The organism is Gemmatimonadaceae bacterium, assembly GCA_040882285.1.
Lineage (GTDB): Bacteria > Gemmatimonadota > Gemmatimonadetes > Gemmatimonadales > Gemmatimonadaceae > JACDCY01.
This window is the reverse complement of the sequence record JBBEBQ010000020.1, coordinates 51,231-71,732: the sequence shown is the minus strand read 5'-3', so window position 1 is coordinate 71,732 and position 20,502 is coordinate 51,231. Positions and strand designations below refer to the sequence as shown.

The following is a 20,502-nucleotide window of genomic DNA, read 5'->3' as shown; positions in this document are numbered from 1 at the left end:
TTCCAGTGTTCCGCCCCCGGAAAGTGAGCAAGGTGAGCCGAGTCCCGTGCTAGATCCGGACATTCCGCCAGGCGTCCGGAGCATGATCCAGCGCTATCTGGCGACCATGGATCACGTAGAGCTGCTGATGGTGCTCCGTGGCGGCCGCGACGAGTCGTTCCCGGTCTCGCGCCTAGCCAAGCAGATCCGCAAGCCGAAGGAGCTGGTCCAGCTTTGCCTTGACTCGCTGGCGAGCGCAGGCCTCGTGGCTCAGCTTTTCGACGGGACGTATCGGTACGCGGCGCGCGAGCCGACTCTGGATCGCACGGCGGAAGAGGTCGTCCGGCTGTACAACGAGCGGCCCGTGACTCTCGTGCGGCTCCTGTACGAGCGGCCCCCGACGGTCGTCGATACATTCGCCGACGCCTTCAAGCTTCGCAAAGGCTGAACAACGCATTGCTGGTCTGGGACGAGCACAGCCTCGTGACGGATCTGTCGAATCTCAGGACGCTCCCCGCGCTGGCGTCTGGCTGTATACCCTGCGGCTCGTCGCCTTCCCGCTCATCCTCTTCGCGATCATAGACAAGAACGCGAAAGCGTCCAGGGCAAGCTGAGCCGTCAGCGCGGCGCGCGCGGGGCGGGCTCGGTGGCGCGGTACCAGTCGATCTTGTCCGGATCGCGCGGCACGTCTACCCGGTCGCGCATGACGGCTTCGATCTCGGCGATCTCCCGCGGCGCTCCGCTGGCCCATTCCACGCCCGAGTCCGTGACCAGATAGTCGTCCTCGATACGCACGCCGATGTTGGCGTAGTGCCAGACGGCGGAAGCGATCCGGGCTTTCATGGCGTCGTTGCGCGCTGACGCCGGGATGATGTCGAGCAGGTTGGCCCGCACGTAGACTCCGGGCTCGATAGAGAACGCGTCCCCGGGCGCGAGAATGCCCGGCTGGATCCCCGACGTGCCCGGATCGTGCACGTCCAGTCCGATGCCGTGCCCGAGTCCGTGTATGTAGTACAGCCGATACTGCGGGCAGGTGGCGGCGCGCTGGTCGTTGCCGCAGTCGTACACGGCGTCGGCCGACTCGATCAGTCCCAGCGCGGCCAGGCCGTGCTTGATCACGCTGTCAACCGCGAGGTTCATCGCCATGCTATTCGCGCCCGGGCGCGCAACGCGCTCGGCTGCCGCCTGGGCGTCGCGCACGAGCTGGTAGATGGCGCGCTGCTCCGGTGAGAACACTCCGCTCACTGGCACGGTGCGCGTGACGTCGGCGGCGTAGCCGCGGTACGACGCGCCGACGTCCATCACCACCAGCTCGCCGGTGTTCATGAAGCGGTCGTTCCGGTTGTAGTGCAGCGTCGTCGAGTTCGGTCCCGACCCGACGATGCTCGCGAACGCGGGTCGGTCGGCGCCGTTGCGGCGGAAGGTGTACTCGATCAGCGCCTCGACCTCGAACTCGTTCATCCCGGGCGAGATCGAGCGCATCGCCAGCACCTGCGCGTCCACGGTGATGGCGATCGCCTTGCGGAGGAGGTCGAGCTCGGCGGGGCTCTTTCTGGCGCGGAGCCCGGCTATCAGGCGGTCGGCGTTCACGATCTCCGGGGAGCCGCGGTTCCGCAGCCGCAGAAAGATCTCGCCGCGGCCGCCCGGGAGGTACACCAGCGGCAGCGCCGCCGCGAGCGAGTCCACGACACGCTCGACATCCGAGTGATCCCGCGTCGCCAGGCCGGTTCGCTCGGCTGCTCCTTCGACGCCAAGCAGGATGCCGCTCCACACTTCGCGCGCGGGGTCACGCGGCGCGACGAAGAGAGTCTGAGTGACGAGTCCGTCCCGCTTCACGAGCACGAGCACCGCGTCCTGCTCGTGCAGCCCGGTCAGATACAGGAAGTTCGGGTCCTGGACGAAGTCCTCATAGTCGTGCTTCGGCTCGGGGGCTCCTTCGACGACCATGAACCCGTCGCGGATGCGCTCGGCGACAGCGGCTCTGCGTTGGGTGTACTCCGATTCGGTTATCTGCGCTTGCGCGGGCGGAGCTGTGGCGAAAGCGGCTCCGAGGAAAATGGCCAGCGGAATCCAAGTTTGGAGTGTGGCAGTACGGAGTGTGGCAGCAAGAAGTCGGCGGCCTTTGGGTGACCGCGCCGACGGATCCGCCGGTGCTCGCCGATTCCGCCGACTCCTCACTGCCAACCCCTCACTGCCACACTCCGAACTTGGATTCCTCTTCGTCATCCTCGGAGCCAAGGGCGTCTTCACCTGGCTATCCCATCGTTCCAGTGCATTATCGAATTCCATACCAGCGGAAACTCATGATGGTTCAGGTACCGGTGCAGCGGATTGAACGAGAAGGTGATCACGCGCCCTCTCCCGACCGGCACGTCGAAGATCGCGCCCTGTCCGATGATCTGATCCTGATTGCGCACCATGCCCGAGAGCACGTACTCGCTCGAGGCTGAGCCACCCCGCCCGCCCGCCTGCGCGGCCGCGGGCGGCGCGGCGCTGTCGGCCGGGGGCGAGGCCTCGCCCGCGCCGGGACGCGGAGTCTCCGGGATCCCGAAGAAGCGGCCCGTGGGCTCTTCTTCATCGCGCGGCGTGCGCGTGCCGAACTGCGCCACGATCATCCCGCGGTCGCGGCGATTGACCTGGAACAGCGGGCCGTTGCCGCGGAAGACGTTGGTCGTGTCCGGATAGCCGTACCACACCGGGTGGTTCGGCCGGCGGGCCATCATGCGCACGATGGAGCCCGGGTGAAACAGCCCGGTCGCCGTGTGCGGCGAAAGCGCGCGCGCGATTCCAGTCTCCGCCGCGAGCCGCGTCGCCCCGTGCAGCGTGATGAGCGTGCCGCCTTCGTTCACGAAGCGGTGGAGCTGCGCGAGCCCCTCGAAGCCGGGCCCGCCCGTCATGTCGGCGGTGGACGACGGGGTCCCGTGAGACGGGAACTCCGCGGTCTTAGTGTACGGTCGCGGGCCGAACTTCGTATCGTGCTCGTGGATCAGAGTCTCGACTCCGGCGCCGCCGGTGTTCGGCACGAGAATGACGTCGAACCGACTGCGCAGATTTCCGCGCCGCAGGTCGTCCTTGTGGATAGACGTATAGGGAATTCGCGCCTGGTCGAAGGTGAAGCGCACCCATCCTTCGTCCTGCGTGTTGGTCCACGTGTGATATACGGCGACGCGCGGGAGGTCCACCGCGTGCCGCTGCACGGCCGGGACCGCGCTCACGCGCTCGAGCGGCAGCGCGAAGCCGCGCGCGACGTCGCGCGCCAGCTCGTCTCCCAGATTCTCGAAGATCAGCGAGCCTTCGGGGAAGGTCTTGGATCCCGCGGTGAACGGGGCTTCCGCGGCGGTGACGCGTGTCCCGCGCGAGCGCTCGCGCAGCATGTACAGCGCGGGAAGGACTTCCGCCTGCGCCTTGTACTCGAGCACGTGCACGCCGCCGCTGCCGCTCACGTCGGCGGTCGCCGCCACGGTGTCGCGCAGCAGCGTGAGCCCCGGCCACCTGAACACGGCGCTATCGTCGACGGCCTTCACGTCGACGCCGTACATGTAGCCGAGCGTCCACGCGATGTCGTCGTACGGCGGGTTGGGCTCGTCGGCGGGGAAGTTCTGCTTGCTCAGCAGGCTGACCGCGAAGTTCCGGTACGGCTGGTTCAGGAGCACGACGAAGTCGCCGGCCGACTCGCCGCTGTCGCGGCGGTGCACTTCGATGCCGTGGCGGCGCAGCTGGTTCACCAGGTACGCGGCGCGCTTCGGGTCGCGCTGCCGCTCGAACGCCGGGATCGTGTAGGCGTGCGGCTTCTCGATGGATCCGCGCCGCATGCTGTTGACGCCCTTCTGCCAGAAGTTGCGCAGCAGCTGGTTGGAGTTGTGCGCGGTGAAGGCGAGCGACGCGATCACGCCTGCCTGCATGAAGTTCACGTTGTCGCGCGCGCCCCAGCGCACGCGCCGCGTGGGCGGGAAGGGGCGGTACCACTGCCGGCTCGTCACCAGGTTGCCGGCGTAACGGCTGTTACTGAGGTCGCGGATGTACGTGTTCGCGCCGGCGTTGCCGAACGTCTCGTAGAAGCGGCCGATGCCGTTGTGGTTGTTGGTGATCCAGAGCGCGTAGCCCGGGTACCAGCCGTCGTAAAAGCCCCACGTCCACACGCCGGGCAGTCCCTGCGCGGTGAGCTGCGTGACCTCGTTCTGAGCGAACAGGTGCCACTCGCCGATGGTGATTGGATCGAGCGTCTCGTTGTACGGGCCGGTGCCCGTGGAGATGTACAGCAGGGGAACCGACTCGTGCAGGTCGAGCGAGACGACGGGGAACCACTCGAAGTAGGAGCGATAGATCGACTTCGTCAGCTCCTGCGAGATCTGGATCCCGTCGCGGTTGTTGTCGTGGAAGACGTACTTGCCCCAGTACGGCGCGCTGCGCGGGAAGCCGTCGTCCCAATCGGTGCGCGCGCGGGTGTAGCGGTAGTACCAGTCCACCAGCTTGTCGCGCCCGTCCGGCTCGGCCACCGGATTGATCAGCGTGATGACGTTGTCGCGGATCGTCCGGATCTGCGGGTCGTCGCTGACCGCGAGCCGGTACACGAGCTCCATCAGCATCTCGGGTGAGCCCATCTCGGGCGAATGCAGCCCGCCGCTGATGTAGTAGATCGGCTTCGCGCGGGCGAGGACCGCGTCGAGCTCCGAAGCCGGGAGCCGCCGCGGGTCCGCCAGCCGGGCCGCGATCGCCTTCTGCTCCTCGAGCTGCGGCAGCAGCGCGTCGCCGGCGATCGTGAGCAGCAGCAGCTCGCGTCCCTCCTCGGTGGTGCCGACGTTCTCCACCCGCACCCTCGGCGTCGCCGCCGCCAGCGCGCGGTAGTACCCGTAGATCTCGCTCGTGCGGTGCATGACCCCGGGCGCGCCGATCACCGTCCCGAAGTGCTCGCGCGGCGAGGGAATGGTGGGATGGTCGGGGAGAGTAGCGACCGTCGCCGGTAGGAACAGCGGGTCCGACGTGTACTCGCGCACGAGCCGCGCGTACTCCGCGTCGATGGGCTGCTGCGCGCCGACGGGCGCGACTGTGAGGAGGGCGGTGGCGATGAGCGCGAGAGAGCGGGGGAGCGTCATGAGGTCACCTGAAGGTGTGCGGGGCAAGGCGGCGGGCGTAGATCAATGTGTGTAGCGGTTTTCCGAGCCCGCGGGGACAGGTGTCCTCACAGGGCGCGTCTTAGCGAGCGCAGTTTGCTCGCGTAGCGCCCGACGAGGATACCTGTCCCCGCGGCGGAGCGATGAAACCGCTATCGGAGCAACGACTTTGCGATCGTCTGCAACTGCATGTTCGACGTGCCTTCATAAATGGTCCCGATCTTGGCATCCCGATAAAACTTCTCGACCGGATAATCGGTCGTGTAGCCGTAGCCGCCAAACAGCTCGACGCACAACGACGTAACGCGCTCGCAGACCTGGGAAGAATAGAGCTTGGCCATGGCGCCGGTGCGCGCGATGTCGTGCCCCGCGTCCTTGAGCCGCGCCGCGTTGTACACCATGAGCCGCGCCGCCTCGAGCTCGGTCGCCGCCTGGGCGACCTGGAACTGGATCGCCTGGAAGTGCGCGAGCTCCTTGCCGAACTGGCGCCGCTCCTGGATGTACGCGACCGCCGCCGTGAGCGCGCCCTGCGCAACGCCGATCATCTGTGCGCCGATGCCGATGCGCCCTTCGTTCAGCGTCTCGATCGCGATCTTGTAGCCCTGGCCGACCGGGCCCAGCACGTTGGCGGCCGGAACTTCGCAGCCGTCGAGCAGCAGCTCCACCGTGCTCGACGCGCGGATGCCGAGCTTGTCCTCCTTCTTGCCGACCGTGAAGCCGGCCATGCCGCGCTCGACGATGAACGCCGTGATTCCCTTGTAGCCTGCCGACGGATCGGCGGTGGCGAAGATGACGAAGATGTCGGCTTCCGCGCCGTTGGTGATCCAGAGCTTCCCGCCGGTGAGCGCCCAGCCGTCGCCCTTCTTCTCGGCGCGCGTCGCGAGACTGAACGCGTCGGAGCCCGAGCCCGCCTCCGACAGCGCGTACGCGCCGACCGCTTCCGAGGTGAGTCGCGTGAGGTACTTCTGCTTCTGCTCTTCGCTGCCGTACTTGAGGATGGGGAAGTTGACCAGAGTGTTCTGCACGTCGCACAGGATCGCGGCGGACGCGTCCACCTTGCTGATCTCCTCCACCGCGAGCGCGACCATCATGAGTGAGCCGCCGGCCCCGCCGTACTCCTCCGGGACTTCGATCCCCATCAAGCCGAGCTCGAAGTACTTGGGTATCAGCGCCGGGTCGAGCTTGCACGCCTTGTCCATGTCACGGACTCGGGGGAGGACTTCCTCGCTCGCGAACGACGCAATCGCATCGCGGAACATCTCCTCTTCTTCGGAGAGGATGGTGAGCGGGGGGCGAGGCGTTTCGGTCATTCCGAGAATCTTACTCCGCGGTCCAGGCTCCTGGAATAATCCAAGGATTCCGCTCGGGCGCGGTTCGTGGCTAGCCTTACGCTGGGAGGGTCGCGGCTCCCGCGGTGCTGTCCTTGAATACGTCCAACGCGAGCTCCACCTTCCCAAACGGCGCCGACACCTGCGCCCCCTGCACGATCGGCCTTACCCGCTCCAGCATCTCCCGCGCGATCGCGATCCCCTCGGCGACTCCCGCTTCCTTCGACTTGTCGTTCGCCCGCCGCATCCGCGCGATGATGTGATCCGGCACGCTCACCCCCGGCACCTCGTTCGCCAGGAACTCCGCGTTCCGCACCGACACCAGCGGCCAGATCCCGGCGATGATCGGGATTTTCACGTGCTCGATCTTCCGCATGAAGCTCTCGAGCTGGTCCACGTCGAACACCGGCTGCGTGATCGCGTACTCCGCGCCGGCCTCGACCTTCCACTCGAACCGCTTGATCTCGTGCGGGATGTCGAGCGCCGCGGGATTCACTCCGACACCGATCGCGTACGACGTGGGCGCGCCGATGGCGTTGCCGCCTGGATCGAGCCCGCGATTGAGCCGCGCGACGAGATTCGTCAGGCCGATCGAGTCGACGTCGAATACCGCGGTCGCGTCCGGATACGGCCCCATCTTCGGCGGGTCGCCGGTGATGATGAGAATGTTGCGCAGCCCCACCGCCGCGGCGCCGAGCAGGTCGCTCAGCATGCCGAGCAGGTTGCGGTCGCGGCAGCAGTAGTGCACCACCGTCTCGATTCCCACCTGCTGCTCGATCAGCAGGCTCGTGAGCACCGCGCCCATCCGGCTCTGCGCGCGCGGGCCGTCGGGGACGTTGACGGCGTCGACTCCCGCGTCCTTGAGGGAGCGGCAATCGCGGAGCATGCGCGACGGGTCGACGCCGCGTGGCGGCACGATCTCGACCGACGTCACGAACTCGCCGCGCGCGATCTTGCCCGCGAACTTCGACCGCTCGGCGAACGGGACCGGCTCGACTCCGGGCGCTTCCTCGGGCGCGTCCGGCCGCTGCTTGCGGCGCTCGACCGACGGCGCCATCGCCGTGCGCGGCGACAGCGGCCGGATCCCCTCGACCATCGCGGCGATGTGCTCGGGCGTCGTACCGCAGCAGCCGCCCACTATGCGCGCGCCGGCGTGCACCAGGTGGAGCGCGTACGTGGCCATGTACTCCGGGCTCGCCATGTACATGCTGCGCCCGCCGACCTCGCGCGGCATGCCGGCGTTCGGCTGCGCGCTCAGCTTGCGGCGCGTGACCGGCGCCATCTTCTCGATCGCCTCGAGAATCGCCTGCGGCCCGACCGAGCAGTTGAGCCCGATGATGTCCGCGCCGAACGCGTCCAGCGCTTTCGCCACGTCCGCGGCGCTCACGCCGTACGGCGTCAGGCAGTCGGTCCCGATCGTCATCTGCGCGATGACGGGCATGTCGCGGTCCACCTCGCGCGCGGCGAGCATGGCCTGCTCGATCTCGTGCACGTCGGCGAACGTCTCGAGCAGAAACAGATCCACGCCGCCCGCGACGAGCCCGCGCATCTGCTCGGCGAACGCCGCGCGCGCCTCGTCGATGCCGGTCGGTCCGTACGGCTCGAGCCGCACGCCAAGCGGACCGACCGCGCCGGCGACGAGGACGTCGCCTTCGCCGGCCTCGACTGCGAGCTTCGCCGCGGCTTCGTTGATCTCCGCGACCTGCCCCCCGAGCCCGAACTGCGAGAGCTTGAGCCGGTTCGCGCCGAACGTATTGGTCTCGATCACTTCGGCGCCCGCGTCCACGTATGACCGGTGCACCGCGCGCACGAGATCGGGCGCGCGCAGGTTCAGCTCATCATAGCACTGATTGATGAACACGCCCTTGGCGTACAGCTGTGTGCCCATCGCGCCGTCGAACACGACGACCTGCAGCGGGTCGAGCAGGCGGGCGAGCTTGGCGTCGTCAGACAACGGCGGTCTCCGGCTCGCCGGCGGGTGCGTCGGCCGCGCCGCGCACGGCGTAGTACTTCGCCTCCGGGTGGTGCACGATGATCGCGGCCGTGGACTGCTCGGGCAACAGCTGGAACGATTCCGTCAGCCCCATCCCGAGCGCTTCAGTAGCGGGGAGCAGCTTGAATACCGTGGCGTGGTCGTCGAGGTCCGGGCACGCGCCGTAGCCCCAGGAGTAACGCTTGCCGGTGTCGAGCCCGAGCTCGTGCTGGATCCGCCGGTGCATCCATTCCGCGACGGCCTCGGCGGTCTCGACGCCGAGCCCGTGCGTGTAGTACGCCTCGGAGTATTCGTTGGCCGACTGCAACCTGTCGAACTCGCGGCTCGCCGCATCGCCGACCGTCACTATCTGAAGCGCGGCCACGTCCACGTCGCCGCTCTCGCTGGAGCGGAAATAATCCGCGAGGCAGAGCCGCTCGCGGCCGACCATGCGCGGGAAGTGGAAGCGCGCGATCTCGCGCAGCGAGCCGCCGTCGCTCTGGTACGCGGCCGGATCGTACACGATGATGTCGTTGCCCACGGACTGCACCGGGAAATAGCCGTACACCGCCCGCGGCTCCAGCCATTTGCGCGCGGCCGCGTCGGCCTTGAGCCGCGCGAGCGTCGGCTCGAATTCGTTCTTCACGGTGGCCTTGTACTGCTCGCCCGATCCGCGCGCGCCCCACTGCAGCCGGTACAGCTCGTCCAGGTCGAGCAGCTCGAACACTTCGTCGAGCGGGATGTCGCGCAGCACGCGCGTGCCCCAGAACGGAGGGCGCGGCACCGGATTGCCGGACGTGACGTCGCTGCGCGCGCCGGCGGCGTCGCCCACGGCGATGTCCTTGCCGACCGTCGTCCGCAGAAACACGTCGTTCTTCGCGTCGTCGAGGTTCTTCGCGATGAACTGCGCGCGCTTGTTCCCGTCCTGGAGGACGTCCATCGTCTCCAGCCCCTCGAACGCGTCCTTGCAGTAGAAGACGCCCGCGTCGAACGCGCGCTCGCCCTCGACGAACAGCGCGCGGCGGCCGAACCTGCGGTTGATCGCGGCGCCGCCGATCAGCACCGGGATCTTCATCCCGCGCTTGTCGAGCTCCTTCACGCACAGCGGCATCTGCTTGGACGTGGACACGAGCAGCGCGCTCAGCCCGATCGCGTCCGCGCCTACCTCCTCCGCTTTCTCGAGGATCGTGTTGACGGGAACCTGCTTGCCGAGGTCGAACACCGTGTAGCCGTTGTTCGACAGGATCGTGTTGACGAGCGACTTGCCGATGTCGTGCACGTCGCCGTACACGGTCGCGAGCACGACCTTGCCCTTGGTGTAGCCTTCCGCCTTCTCCAGGAACTGCTCGAGGTGCTTGACTGCTTTCTTCATGACTTCAGCGGACTGGAGCACGAAGGGCAGGATGAGCTCGCCCGCGCCGAACTTGTCGCCGACGTCCTTCATCGCGGGGAGCAGCACTTCATTGAGCACCCGCACGGGGTTCTCGCGCACTCCGGCTTCGTCGAGCTGCGCTTCGATTCCTTCCTTCTTGCGGTGCACGATCATCCAGTGGATTTGCTCGTCCACCGACATGCCCGCGGTGGGATCCTCCTTCTCGACGGCCTCGGTGGCGCCGTCACCGCCGAGCGCCGCGAAGTATTCGATGAATCGCTGGAGAGCGTCTTCCCGCTTGTTGAAGACGAGGTCGTCGGCCAGCGCGCGCTCTTCCTGCGAGATCTCCGCGTACGGATGGATGTGCGCGGGGTTCACGATCGCCGCGTCCAATCCCGCCTGCACGCAGTGGTGCAGGAAGACGGAGTTGAGCACGGCTCGCGCTTCGACCGTGAGCCCGAAGGACACGTTGGAGACGCCGAGTATAGTGGAGACACCCGGCAGCTCGCGCTTGATGAGGCGGATTCCTTCGATGGTCTCGTGCCCGGAGTCGATCCACTCCGCGTCGCCGGTGGCGAGCGTGAACGTGAGCGCGTCGTAGATGAGATCTTCCGGCGCGAGGCCGTACTCGCCGACTACGATGTCGTAGATCTTCTTCGCGACCTCGAGCTTCCGCTCTTTGGTCTTGGCCATGCCGATCTCGTCGATCGTGAGCGCGATCACCGCGGCTCCGTGCTTCTTTACGAGCGGCACGACCGAATCGATCCGCTTGCGGCCGTTCTCCATGTTGATGGAGTTGACGATCGCGCGGCCGGGGACGTGCTCCAGCGCGGCGGCGATGACGTCGGCTTCGGTGGAGTCGATCACCAGCGGCGTCTCGACGCTCATGGACAGCAGCTTGACCACCTTCGACATCTGCTCGGCTTCGTCCGCGCGCTCGGTGAGCGCGACGCACACGTCGAGCACGTGCGCGCCCGAGTCCACCTGGTCGCGCGCGACGTCGAGAATGCCTTCGTAATCGTCGGCGAGCAGCAGGCGCTTGACCTTGCGCGAGCCCTGCGAGTTCACGCGCTCGCCCACGAGCAGCGGCGGCGGGTCCTGGTGCAGCGTGATCGCGCGCATCGCGGAGCTGACGCGCGGCACGTGCCGCTTGCCGTTCGTCTCCGGCCGCACTGCGGACTTCTCCGCGTCGCGCACGGCGCCGACGATCTTCTCGAGGTGCTCGGGCGTAGTGCCGCAGCAGCCGCCGACGACGCGCACGCCGAACTCGCGCACGAATTCGGACAGCGCTTCCGCCATCGGCGCCGGCTCGAGCGGATAGATCGCCTCGCCGGTTCCGGTATTCAGCGGCAGGCCGGCGTTGGGAATGACCGAGATCGGCAGCGTCGCGTGCTCGCTGAGGTAGCGGATCGGCTCGCGCATGTGCTCCGGACCCGTGGAGCAGTTGAGCCCGATGACGTCCACGTTCAGCGCTTCGAGCGTCGTCATCGCGCTGGCGATGTCGGTGCCGAGCAGCATGCGCCCGCTGGTGTCGAGCGTGATCTGGACCTGGAGGACGACGCGTTTGCCGAGCTCCGCGAACAGGCGCTCGACGCCGGTCACCGCCGCCTTCACCTCGAGGATGTCTTGCGAAGTCTCGATGAGCAGGACGTCCACGCCGCCTTCGACGAGGTACTTGGCCTGCTCGTAGTAATTCTCGGCCAGCTCTTCGAAGGTGATTTGCGACAGCGCCGGATCCGAGCTCGACGGGAGCATGCCTGTCGGGCCCATCGAGCCCGCGACGAACCGCGGACGGTCGGGCGTGGCGAACTTGTCACACGCCGCGCGGGCGAGCTTCGCGCCTTCGACGTTGATCTCGCGCACCTTGTCGCCGAGTCCCCACTCCGCCAGCCGGCGGGGTGTCGACTGGAAGGTGCACGTCTCCACGACGTCGCAGCCGACCGCGAGGAACGACTCGTGGATCCCCTGGATGACGTCCGGGCGCTTGAGGATCAGGTAGTCGTTGCACCCCTCCAGCTCCTTCCCGCCGAAGTCATCGGCGGTCAGGTTGTGGCGCTGGATGTTGGTCCCCATCGCGCCGTCGTACACGAGGACGCGGCGGTCGAGGGCTTCGAGGTACGGGAGCTTTATGTCTGGCACTCGCATGGTCTCAAAAATGAAAAAAGCCCGGGCGCTAAGTGCGCCGGGCGTGGCGCTTTAGCGGTTGTTTAACGTGGCCGCAATTTGCCTGAAATCGCCACGGGCTTTCGAAATGTCGTGCTGCTCTACAACTATAGTAGCGAGGCGGCTCGGGAGCAAGAATCCGCTGAGCAAGATATCGGACGGCAACCCTCCAAGGTGGAATGCATGAAGCTATCGAGACTTTTGCTCGGCTTGATGCTTCTGGCTGGGATCCCGGCTGCCGACGCTCAGGTGGCTCCAGGGCAGAGCGCGACCGACTTGACCGAGCAGATCAGAGTACGTCAGGTGGTTCGTCTTGAAACTTCCGCTGGCCTCGAGCGTTCCGGGAAGCTGATCCGAATCGGGCCGGACAGCCTGTACTTGAGGAATGGCCCCGTCGCGAAGAATCAGATAATTCGTCTCCGAGTGTTCGAGGGCACACGGGCGCGGCGGTGGGGTGTAGTTGGTGCCGTTCCCGGAGCCCTGTTCTTTGGGTACGCGGGCTATGAGCTCAACGGTCTCGACGACAGCGCCGACCGCTGTCGTGGCCTTCATTGCGGGGCGCTTCCTGGCGCTGCGATCGGAGCTCTACTCGGATACGGCGTCGGTGCGTTGCTCGGCAGCACTCGAGATGTTTGGCGCACTGTCAAAGACAGTAGGTAGGTGCCGTAGTCGAAGACACGAAAGATCTTGTTAGGCGCAATCGTCGATGAAATCGTTGGGGTACCATTCCGCAGCCAAGAACGTGACGCCGAGAGACTCGATATGAGCAACTCACGCCGCCTGAAGCGGTCAAATGATCGCGTGATCGCCGGAGTCTGCGGCGGCATTGCGGAGTTTTTCGGCTGGGAAGTGACCGCGGTCCGGGCTCTGTACGTATTCCTCTCGGTGATCTCGGCCGCATTTCCCGGCGTCCTGGTGTACGTGAGCCTGTGGTGGATAATGCCATCCGCCGAGGACCTTGACTTTGATCTCGATGAGTTCCGGGAACAGTGAACTACCGATGATCCGAAAGCTCAAAGACGGCCGATTTCGGCTGTACTCGCGCAAGAAGGATCCGAAAACCGGGAAGCGCAGGAACCTCGGCACTTTCGCCACGCGCGCGGCGACGCAGAAGCATGAGCGCGCCCTGCAGTTCTTCAAGCGACGGGGCTAGTCGATCTCGGAAGTATCAGCGAGCTCCAAAGTTCCCGGTTCATCCGCCACCGTCGGGCGTAGGGCACCCGAATCGACTCCCATGCGTCGAGGACCACCGATGAGTATGCGCACGTATCTTCTCGCGGCCGGGGGTACGCTGGCCATTGCTCCTGTCATGCTGCATGCGCAGGAAGCGCGACCGAGCAGCATCGCTCCCGCGGCAGTGTTCACCGATCCCGACCGCGCGGCGAAGCTTGCCACCGCCTATCCCGCGATCGACAGCCTGGTGTATAGCTTCGCGCAGCGCGCGCGCGTTCCGGGCATCGCGTACGGGATCGTGGTGGACGGACAGCTGGCGCACTGGGCGACCGCCGGGTTTCGCGACGCCGATGCGCGCGCGGGAGTCGATTCGGCGACGGTGTTCCGCATCGCGTCGATGTCCAAGAGCTTTGCCGCTGTCGCGATCCTGCAGCTGCGTGACGCGGGCAAGCTCGCGCTCGACGATCCCGCGGAGGAATACGTCCCCGAGCTTGCGGGCCTGCGCTATCCCACGGGCGACTCGCCGAGGATCACCATTCGCCATCTGCTGTCGCACTCCGAGGGGTTCCCCGAGGACAACCCGTGGGGCGATCAGCAGCTCGCGGCGACGGACGACGAGATGGCCGCGATGATACGAAGCGGCATTCCGTTCTCGACCGCGCCCGGCACCGCGTACGAGTACTCGAACTTCGGCTTCGCGATTCTCGGCCGCGTCGTGGCGAACGTGTCCGGCATGCCGTACGCGCGCTACGTTCGCGAGCGCATCCTACTGCCGCTCGGAATGAACGTCACGACGCTTGAAGCGCGTAGCGTGCCCCCGCACCGCCTCGCGCACGGGTATCGCCTGCGCGACGGCGAGTGGCTCGAGGAGCCGCAGCTCCCCGACGGCGCGTTCGGCCCGATGGGCGGCATGCTCACCTCCATCTCCGACCTCGGCCGCTGGGTGGGCTTCATGCTGGACGCGTGGCCGCCGCGTGACGACCCCGACAGCGGTCCGCTGAGCCGTGCTTCCCGCCGGGAGATGCAGCAGGTCACGCGCTACATCGGCGCGTCGGCGAGCACCGACAGCACGGGGAACATCTCGCTGGCGGCCAACGGCTACGGCTACGGACTGCGTGTGCAGCAGACGTGTCTCTTCTTGGCGTCGGTCTCGCACACCGGCGGGCTGCCGGGCTTCGGCTCGCTCATGCGCTGGCTTCCCGAGTACGGCGTCGGGATAGTCGCCCTCGGCAATCTCACCTACACCGGCTGGACTCCGGTGAGCACGCAGGCGCTCGAGATTCTGCAGCGAACCGGCGGACTCGTGCCGCGCGTTCCGCAACCGGCGCCGGTTCTGTTGGAGAGACGCGAACAGGTGTCGCGTCTCGTCGCGCGGTGGAGTGATGCGCTCGCCGACAGCCTTGCGGCGATGAATCTGTATCTGGACGAGCCGAAGGATCGGAGGCGGGCGGCGATCGAGCGACTTCGGAGTACCGCTGGAGATGAATGCCGGAATGAAGGTCCGTTCGTGGTGGCGAACGCGCTGCGGGGCCGCTGGCGAATGCGCTGTCGAGACGGCGATCTACAAATCTCGATCACCCTCGCTCCGACCGAGCCGGCGAAAGTGCAATACCTGCAAGTCACGCCGCTCGCGCGCGAAGCCGCTCTGGAGCCGGGCCCGGCATGCGTAGCACGTCCGTAACGTGCTCGCGCCTTATTTACCCTTCGTCGGCCGCTTCTTCTTCCCGTGATCCTTCTTGATCAGCTCGTGGATCCGCACGCCGCGCTGACCCGCGTTCGGTCCGGTGTCCGCGACCGCGCCGCCCAGCCGCACGTCATCCTCGATGAAATCCACGCCGTCGCGATCCGCCTTCAGATCTTCGACGTCCACCTGTTTCACCCTGAAGTGGCCGGAGAGGTCTCGGCCATTGTGCGTCTTCCTGCGTTCGGACATTGCTGAGCTCCCCCTGAACGCCAGGACCGCGAACGGTGTGCCAGAGGCCCGAAACCGCGACGGTCTAAGGGAGTACCCGGGCCAGCCAGCGCAGGGTGTTCAGCACGAACTGCTGGTTCTGCGCCCCCTTGAACGCGAGTCCCTTGCCGAGCGCATTGTCCGGATCTTCCGCGCCGCCGGCCGGCACCTGGAACGCGCCCGACTCCGATACCACCACCACACGGCCCTGATCCAGCTTGAAGGCCACGGCCTGCGCGCGTCCGACCGCCGGCACGCGATGCTCGGCGCTGCCACGCTCCGGCGCGTCCTTCCAGTAATCGAACGCGTCCGGTGAGAGCGCGAGCAGCACGGAGCCGTCGAACGGTCCCGTCAACGAGCTGCCGAGATACGTCGCAACGCGATCGACCTTCTCGTCCCGGTTCCTGCCGTCCAGTATCGCGTGCTTGCCGATCGTCTTGCGCTCGCGCGTGAACATGATGTAGCTGCCGCTGAGATCATCGGGCGGATACGTGTACCCGGCGGGTCTCTGGCCGGCGTCCCACGTCCGCGTGTTGCGGACTTCGACGCCGAGCGCCTCCGCCAGCGTGCGCGTCGCCGCCGGCACCGGCGCTTCGTCGAGCAGCAGCAGCAGGTTCCCGCCCGCGCGGACCCAGCGGGTGATCGCGTTGACTTCTTCGGTACTGAACGCGTCGCGCCGCGCCTGGTCGGTCCACGCGAAGTCCGCGCCCGCGGACTGCATGCTGGCGCGTGCCGCGCCGAGTGGACTCGCGATGATGACGAGGTCTGCCTGGCTGAGCGCCGTCGGCGTCCACGTCGATTCGTGGAAGGAGACGCGGAAGCCGTCCCTGTTCAGCAGTTCGACGAGGGGCGCGAGCTCCGCGCGGTCCTCGTTGAAATGTCCCGCGTCTATCAGGACGCGCGGTCCCGTTCCGGCGGGAAACGCGGGCTGGCGAACCTGCGGAGTGAACTGCTGCGCATCAGCGGCGCTCGCGACCAACGCCGCGCCCGCAAGGAATCCGACGAGAAAACTTCGACGCATGGCCTGCACCTCAAGCGGGTGGGAAAACCAACGAGCCGGTATTGCAGTTTGTTCAGGATACACGGGCGCGGACAAGGCGGTTCCGGCTAAAGGGCGCTGACGAGGATGCGCGCGAGAAAGCCGAGGAGGAAATACGCGAGGATCGGGGTGATGTCGATCATTCCGAGGGTCGGGACTATCTGGCGCAGCGGCCGCAGGATCGGCTCGCTCAGCAGGTACGACCACCTGAGCCACGGGGAATACGGGTTGACCGGCAGCCAGGAGCTGATCACCCGGACGATGAGCGCGAGCCGGAGAATCGCGAACGTCCAGACGACCAGCAGGCGGAAGACGCCGGCGGCGCCCTGGTTCGCGGCGAGCGCGGCGAACAGCACCTGGTTCCGGACGAAGCCGAGCAGGCTGAGGAGCAGAATCGCCCCGACGACCGCCGCGACCAGCGCCCACCAGGGCGCTACGGCGGGCGACCCGCCCGCGCGCACGACTCGGCGCTCGATGGGAGCGATGAAAGGATCGATGGTCGAGCGGAAGTAGCGCGCGATCGGGTTGAACGCGTTGATCCGCTTCGTGCGGACGGCCCAGTCCACGACGCAGATGACGGCGAACACCGCCACTACGAACAGCGTCGCGACGCGGACGGCTCCGAGGATCGAATCGATAGCGGGCAAGCGCGGCTACTCGAACCGGGGAGTCATGCCGAGCGATCGCACGAGAAACGCGAACCGGTCCGCGGCCTCTTCGATCTGCTTGGAGGTCGGCTTCCCGGCGCCGTGCCCCGCCTTGGTCTCGATCCGGATCAGGATCGGAGCCGGCCCGCCCTGTGCCGCCTGCAGCGCGGCCGCGTACTTGAAGGAGTGGCCGGGGACGACGCGGTCGTCGTGGTCCGCCGTCGTGATCAGCGTCGCGGGATAGCGCGCGCCCCGCCGGATGTTGTGCAGCGGGGAGTACGCGTACAGCACGCGGAACTGCTCCGCATCGTCCGGCGACCCGTAGTCCGAGGTCCACGCCCAGCCGATCGTGAACTTGTGGAAGCGGAGCATGTCCATCACGCCCACGGCCGGCAAGGCGGCGCCGAACAGCTCGGGCCGCTGATTGAGGACCGCGCCGACGAGGAGCCCGCCGTTGGATCCGCCGGATATCGCGAGCTTCGCCGGCGAAGTGTACCGCTCGCGCTGCAGGTATTCCGCGGCCGCGATGAAATCGTCGAACACGTTCTGCTTGTTCGCGAGCTTGCCGGCATCGTGCCACTCGCGGCCGTACTCGCCGCCCCCGCGGATGTTCGCGACCGCGTACACGCCGCCCATCTCGAGCCAGAGCAGATTGCCGATGGAGAACGAGGGCGTCTGCGGGATGTTGAATCCGCCGTAGCCGTGCAGCAGCGTGGGGTTGTTTCCGTCGAGCGCGATGCCCTTGCGCGCGGTGATGAACATCGGGACGCGCGTCCCGTCCTTGCTCTCGTAGAACACCTGCTTCGTCTCGTACAGTGACGGATCGAAGTCCACGCGCGCTTCGCGGAAGATCTCGCTTACGCCCGACCGCACGTCGTACCGGAAGACGGTCGTGGGATAGAGGTACGAGGTGAAGGAGTAGAACATCTCCCGGTCACCGCGGTCTCCGCTGAAGCTGACCATGCCCGGTCCGGGGAGCTCCAGCTCGCGCTCGAACCGGTAACTGCCGACGCGCGTGCGGGAAATAGTGGCCGGGGCGCCCGCGCGGCGAGTCCCTCCCGGACCTTGGGGCCGGCCCGTTCCTCCGCGCAGAATCTCCGCCGGCGGCACATAAAAGCGAATCGAGGCCCGCGCGTCCTGGAGATAGCGCGCCACCAGCCGGTCACCGACGAACGCCGCGGTCTGGAGAAGGTCCCTCGACTCCGGGATGAGCGTGCGCCAGTTCTCCTCCCGCGGATTGTCGATGTCTACGGCGATGAGTCGCTCGCGCGGAGCGTTCCTGTTCGTTCGCAGGATGAACTCGGTGCCGTTGTTTCCCACGAAGTCGTACGAAGCTTCGAGCCTGTCGATCAGCCGCACGACGGGCGCGTTCACCAGCGGGCGGCCCGGGCTCGCGAGGTCCTTGAAGTACAGCCGGTTGCGCGTGTCGGTGCCTTCGCTCGCGTAGATGATCAGGTATTGACCATCATCGGATACCTCGCCGTTGAGGCGCCAGTCGGGCTGGTCGGGGCGGTCGTAGACCAGTTCGTCAGCCGACTGGCTCGTGCCGATCCGATGGTAGTAGATCTTCTGGAACTTGTTGACGCTCTGCAGCGCGTTCCCGCCGGCCGGCTCGTCGTATCGCGAGTAGAAGAAGCCGCGGTTGTCCCTGGTCCACGAGATCCCGGAGAACTTCACCCAGCGCACCGTGTCGGCGAGGTCGCGCGCGGACTCCACGTCCCGCACTCGGATCTCGTTCCAGTCCGACCCGCTGCGAGCGATGCCGTACGCGAGCAGCCGGCCGCTCTCGGACGGCTCGGTCGAGGTCAGCGCGACGGTACCGTCGGCCGACAGGGTGTTGGGGTCGAGCAAAACCCGGGCTCTGCCGCCGCGGCCCTGTTGGGTGTACAGCACGCTCTGATTCTGCAGCCCGCTGTTCTCGAACCAGAAGTAGCGGCCGCCCTGCTTGAACGGGACTCCGTACCGGGCGAAGTTCCACAGCTCGGTGAGGCGCGCGGCGATGCGCGGCCGCTCGGGAATCGCCGCCAGCCAGCCGAAGGTGAGCGCGTTCTCCGCCACGATCCACGCCCGGGTCACCGGCGAATCGGTGTCCTCCAGCCAGCGATACGGATCGGCTACGGCGACCCCGTGCAGGAGGTCGGTCTGATCGGCCTGCGGGGCGGCCGGGTACGAGAGGGCCGGCGACTGGGCGCCCGCCAGCCGGGTGGCGACGAGCAGCAGGGCCAGGATTAGCAGGGGACGATTCGGGATGCGCATTATCGGGAGTGAAGGAGTCGCACTTCTAATCAATGTACGCCCGCGGAGTTCCGCTCCGGTACGGGACCCCGGCTAGATTTCGGGGAGGTGTCACGGACACCTCCAACTATCTCATGGGAACGACCATGGCAAAGTCTGCGACGATAGAAGCCCCCCCGAAAGCCTCGGCCGCGACGCTCGACGTCACCGACACGAGATCCGGCGAGAAGCACACGCTTCCGATCACCGACGGCGCGATCCGCGCGACGGACCTGAAGAAGATCCCCAGCGGCGACCCCGACGGGGGCGGCCTCATGAGCTACGACCCGGCGTTCCTGAACACCGCGGCGTGCCGGAGCTCGATCACCTACATCGACGGCGACAGGGGAATTCTGCGCTACCGCGGTTACCCGATCGAGCAGCTGGCCGAGCGGGCGAATTTCCTGGAGGTCGCGTGGCTGCTGCGCCACGGGGAGCTGCCGGACCAGAAGGAGTACGACGAGTTCGAACACGACATCACGTACCACACGTACGTGCACGAGAACATCCGGAAGTTTCTCGAGGGGTTCCGCTACGACGCGCACCCGATGGCGATGCTCAACAGCGCGGTCGCGGCGCTGGCCTCGTTCTATCCGGATTCGCGCAACATCTTCGACGCCGAGCACCGCGACATCTCGATCATCCGCCTGCTGGCCAAGGTCCCGACGATCGCGGCTTTCTCGTACCGCCACGTCAAGGGCCTCCCGTTCGTGTATCCGGACAACGATCTCTCGTACGTCGAGAACTTCCTGTCCATGGTCGCGCGGATGAGCGAGACAAAGTACGAGGCGGACCCGGTTTTCGTGAAGGCGCTCGAGATCCTGTTCATCCTGCACGCGGATCACGAGCAGAATTGCTCCACCAGCGCGGTCCGCGCGGTGGGCTCGTCGCACGTGGACCCGTTCTCGGCGATCTCGGCCGGCATCGCCGCGTTGTTCGGTCCGCTGCACGGCGGCGCGAACGAGGCCGTGCTCCGGATGATCGGCGAGATCGGGCATCCGAAGAACGTCCCCGAGTTCATCGAGGGAGTGAAGGGCGGCAAGGGCCAGCGCCTCATGGGCTTCGGCCACCGGGTGTACAAGAGCTACGACCCGCGCGCGCGGATCGTGAAGCAGCTCGCGGACGACGTGTTCAAGGTCGTCGGCGTGGACAAGGACCTGGAGATCGCGCTCGAGCTGGAGCGGATCGCGCTGTCGGACGACTACTTCGTCTCGCGCAAGCTGTACCCGAACGTGGATTTCTACACCGGGCTGATCTATCGCTCGATGTCGTTCCCGGCCGAGTTCTTCACGGTTCTGTTCGCGATCGCGCGAACGGCGGGGTGGCTGGCGCAGTGGGAGGAGATGCTGCTCGACAAGGAGCAGAAGATCGCGCGCCCGCGGCAGATCTACACCGGGCCCGGCGAGCGCGAGTACAAGACGAAGCTCACGCCGGCCAAGGGCGGGCACCGCAGCGCCAAGAAGGACGCGCTGCGGCAGTAGAAACTCGCCGAA

At 66.8% G+C, this 20,502-nt stretch carries 15 protein-coding genes and 1 riboswitch; of the genes, 5 read left to right on the top strand and 10 right to left on the bottom strand.

Translation table 11 applies throughout. The features are described from left to right. Positions 1-82 precede the first annotated feature (82 nt). Positions 83-427: a hypothetical protein gene (locus WEA80_11400; GenBank protein ID MEX1187185.1), complete on the top strand. Its 345-nt coding sequence runs from the start codon at positions 83-85 to the stop codon at positions 425-427. Between the two features lie 170 nt (positions 428-597). Here the strand turns inward: WEA80_11400 and WEA80_11395 are convergent, their stop codons facing one another. The 6 genes from WEA80_11395 to WEA80_11370 form a co-directional block, all read right to left on the bottom strand. After that, positions 598-2,205 carry an aminopeptidase P family protein gene (locus WEA80_11395; protein ID MEX1187184.1) on the bottom strand — a complete coding sequence of 536 codons (1,608 nt, stop codon included), beginning with the start codon at positions 2,203-2,205 and terminating at the stop codon, positions 598-600. A gap of 20 nt (positions 2,206-2,225) precedes the next feature. Beyond that, on the bottom strand, positions 2,226-5,072 hold the full coding sequence (locus WEA80_11390) for a M14 family zinc carboxypeptidase (GenBank protein MEX1187183.1): 2,847 nt from the start codon (positions 5,070-5,072) through the stop codon (positions 2,226-2,228). A 170-nt stretch (positions 5,073-5,242) separates the two neighbouring features. Beyond that, a complete protein-coding gene (locus tag WEA80_11385) occupies positions 5,243-6,400 on the bottom strand; it encodes an acyl-CoA dehydrogenase (GenBank protein ID MEX1187182.1) in 1,158 nt (385 codons plus the stop codon). A gap of 76 nt (positions 6,401-6,476) precedes the next feature. Continuing rightward, positions 6,477-8,372, bottom strand: coding sequence for a bifunctional homocysteine S-methyltransferase/methylenetetrahydrofolate reductase (locus WEA80_11380; protein MEX1187181.1), 1,896 nt, complete (start codon positions 8,370-8,372; stop codon positions 6,477-6,479). Beyond that, positions 8,365-11,901, bottom strand: coding sequence for a methionine synthase (gene metH, locus WEA80_11375; protein ID MEX1187180.1), 3,537 nt, complete (start codon positions 11,899-11,901; stop codon positions 8,365-8,367). The genes WEA80_11380 and metH overlap by 8 nt, the downstream gene beginning before the upstream one ends. A 37-nt stretch (positions 11,902-11,938) precedes the next feature. Further along, positions 11,939-12,012, bottom strand: a riboswitch (SAM riboswitch). A 102-nt stretch (positions 12,013-12,114) separates the two neighbouring features. Then, complete coding sequence (locus WEA80_11370; protein ID MEX1187179.1) at positions 12,115-12,477, bottom strand: hypothetical protein; 363 nt, start codon at positions 12,475-12,477, stop codon at positions 12,115-12,117. 210 nt (positions 12,478-12,687) lie between these two features. On the opposite strand from WEA80_11370, the gene WEA80_11365 reads away from it, so the two are divergent. From WEA80_11365 to WEA80_11355, 3 genes are all read left to right on the top strand, one after another. Continuing rightward, entirely contained in the window at positions 12,688-12,918 is a 231-nt protein-coding gene (locus WEA80_11365) for a PspC domain-containing protein (GenBank protein MEX1187178.1), read from the top strand. Between the two features lie 7 nt (positions 12,919-12,925). Beyond that, positions 12,926-13,078, top strand: coding sequence for a hypothetical protein (locus WEA80_11360; protein MEX1187177.1), 153 nt, complete (start codon positions 12,926-12,928; stop codon positions 13,076-13,078). A gap of 99 nt (positions 13,079-13,177) precedes the next feature. After that, positions 13,178-14,779, top strand: a complete 1,602-nt coding sequence (locus WEA80_11355) for a serine hydrolase domain-containing protein (protein MEX1187176.1) — start codon at positions 13,178-13,180, stop codon at positions 14,777-14,779. A gap of 12 nt (positions 14,780-14,791) precedes the next feature. Here the strand turns inward: WEA80_11355 and WEA80_11350 are convergent, their stop codons facing one another. The 4 genes from WEA80_11350 to WEA80_11335 all read right to left on the bottom strand — a co-directional run bounded on the left by WEA80_11350 (position 14,792) and on the right by WEA80_11335 (position 18,991). Further along, positions 14,792-15,031, bottom strand: coding sequence for a hypothetical protein (locus WEA80_11350; protein MEX1187175.1), 240 nt, complete (start codon positions 15,029-15,031; stop codon positions 14,792-14,794). Between the two features lie 64 nt (positions 15,032-15,095). Beyond that, positions 15,096-16,070, bottom strand: a complete 975-nt coding sequence (locus WEA80_11345) for a hypothetical protein (GenBank protein MEX1187174.1) — start codon at positions 16,068-16,070, stop codon at positions 15,096-15,098. 86 nt (positions 16,071-16,156) lie between these two features. Further along, positions 16,157-16,735, bottom strand: coding sequence for a YggT family protein (locus WEA80_11340; GenBank protein MEX1187173.1), 579 nt, complete (start codon positions 16,733-16,735; stop codon positions 16,157-16,159). Positions 16,736-16,741: 6 nt separating this feature from the next. Continuing rightward, entirely contained in the window at positions 16,742-18,991 is a 2,250-nt protein-coding gene (locus tag WEA80_11335) for a prolyl oligopeptidase family serine peptidase (GenBank protein ID MEX1187172.1), read from the bottom strand. Positions 18,992-19,116: 125 nt separating this feature from the next. Here WEA80_11335 and WEA80_11330 point away from each other — a divergent pair, with 125 nt between their 5' ends. Beyond that, positions 19,117-20,490, top strand: a complete 1,374-nt coding sequence (locus WEA80_11330) for a citrate synthase (GenBank protein MEX1187171.1) — start codon at positions 19,117-19,119, stop codon at positions 20,488-20,490. Positions 20,491-20,502 lie beyond the last annotated feature (12 nt).

Coding starts and splice junctions, on each gene's coding strand:
- WEA80_11395 (MEX1187184.1), bottom strand. CDS start 2,205: ATGACGAAGAGGAATCCAAGTTCGGAGTGTGGCAGTGAGGGGTTGGCA.
- WEA80_11365 (MEX1187178.1), top strand. CDS start 12,688: ATGAGCAACTCACGCCGCCTGAAGCGGTCAAATGATCGCGTGATCGCC.
- WEA80_11400 (MEX1187185.1), top strand. CDS start 83: ATGATCCAGCGCTATCTGGCGACCATGGATCACGTAGAGCTGCTGATG.
- WEA80_11350 (MEX1187175.1), bottom strand. CDS start 15,031: ATGTCCGAACGCAGGAAGACGCACAATGGCCGAGACCTCTCCGGCCAC.
- WEA80_11345 (MEX1187174.1), bottom strand. CDS start 16,070: ATGCGTCGAAGTTTTCTCGTCGGATTCCTTGCGGGCGCGGCGTTGGTC.
- WEA80_11335 (MEX1187172.1), bottom strand. CDS start 18,991: ATGCGCATCCCGAATCGTCCCCTGCTAATCCTGGCCCTGCTGCTCGTC.
- WEA80_11355 (MEX1187176.1), top strand. CDS start 13,178: ATGAGTATGCGCACGTATCTTCTCGCGGCCGGGGGTACGCTGGCCATT.
- WEA80_11370 (MEX1187179.1), bottom strand. CDS start 12,477: ATGAAGGCCACGACAGCGGTCGGCGCTGTCGTCGAGACCGTTGAGCTC.
- WEA80_11330 (MEX1187171.1), top strand. CDS start 19,117: ATGGCAAAGTCTGCGACGATAGAAGCCCCCCCGAAAGCCTCGGCCGCG.
- WEA80_11385 (MEX1187182.1), bottom strand. CDS start 6,400: ATGACCGAAACGCCTCGCCCCCCGCTCACCATCCTCTCCGAAGAAGAG.
- WEA80_11360 (MEX1187177.1), top strand. CDS start 12,926: ATGATCCGAAAGCTCAAAGACGGCCGATTTCGGCTGTACTCGCGCAAG.
- WEA80_11390 (MEX1187183.1), bottom strand. CDS start 5,072: ATGACGCTCCCCCGCTCTCTCGCGCTCATCGCCACCGCCCTCCTCACA.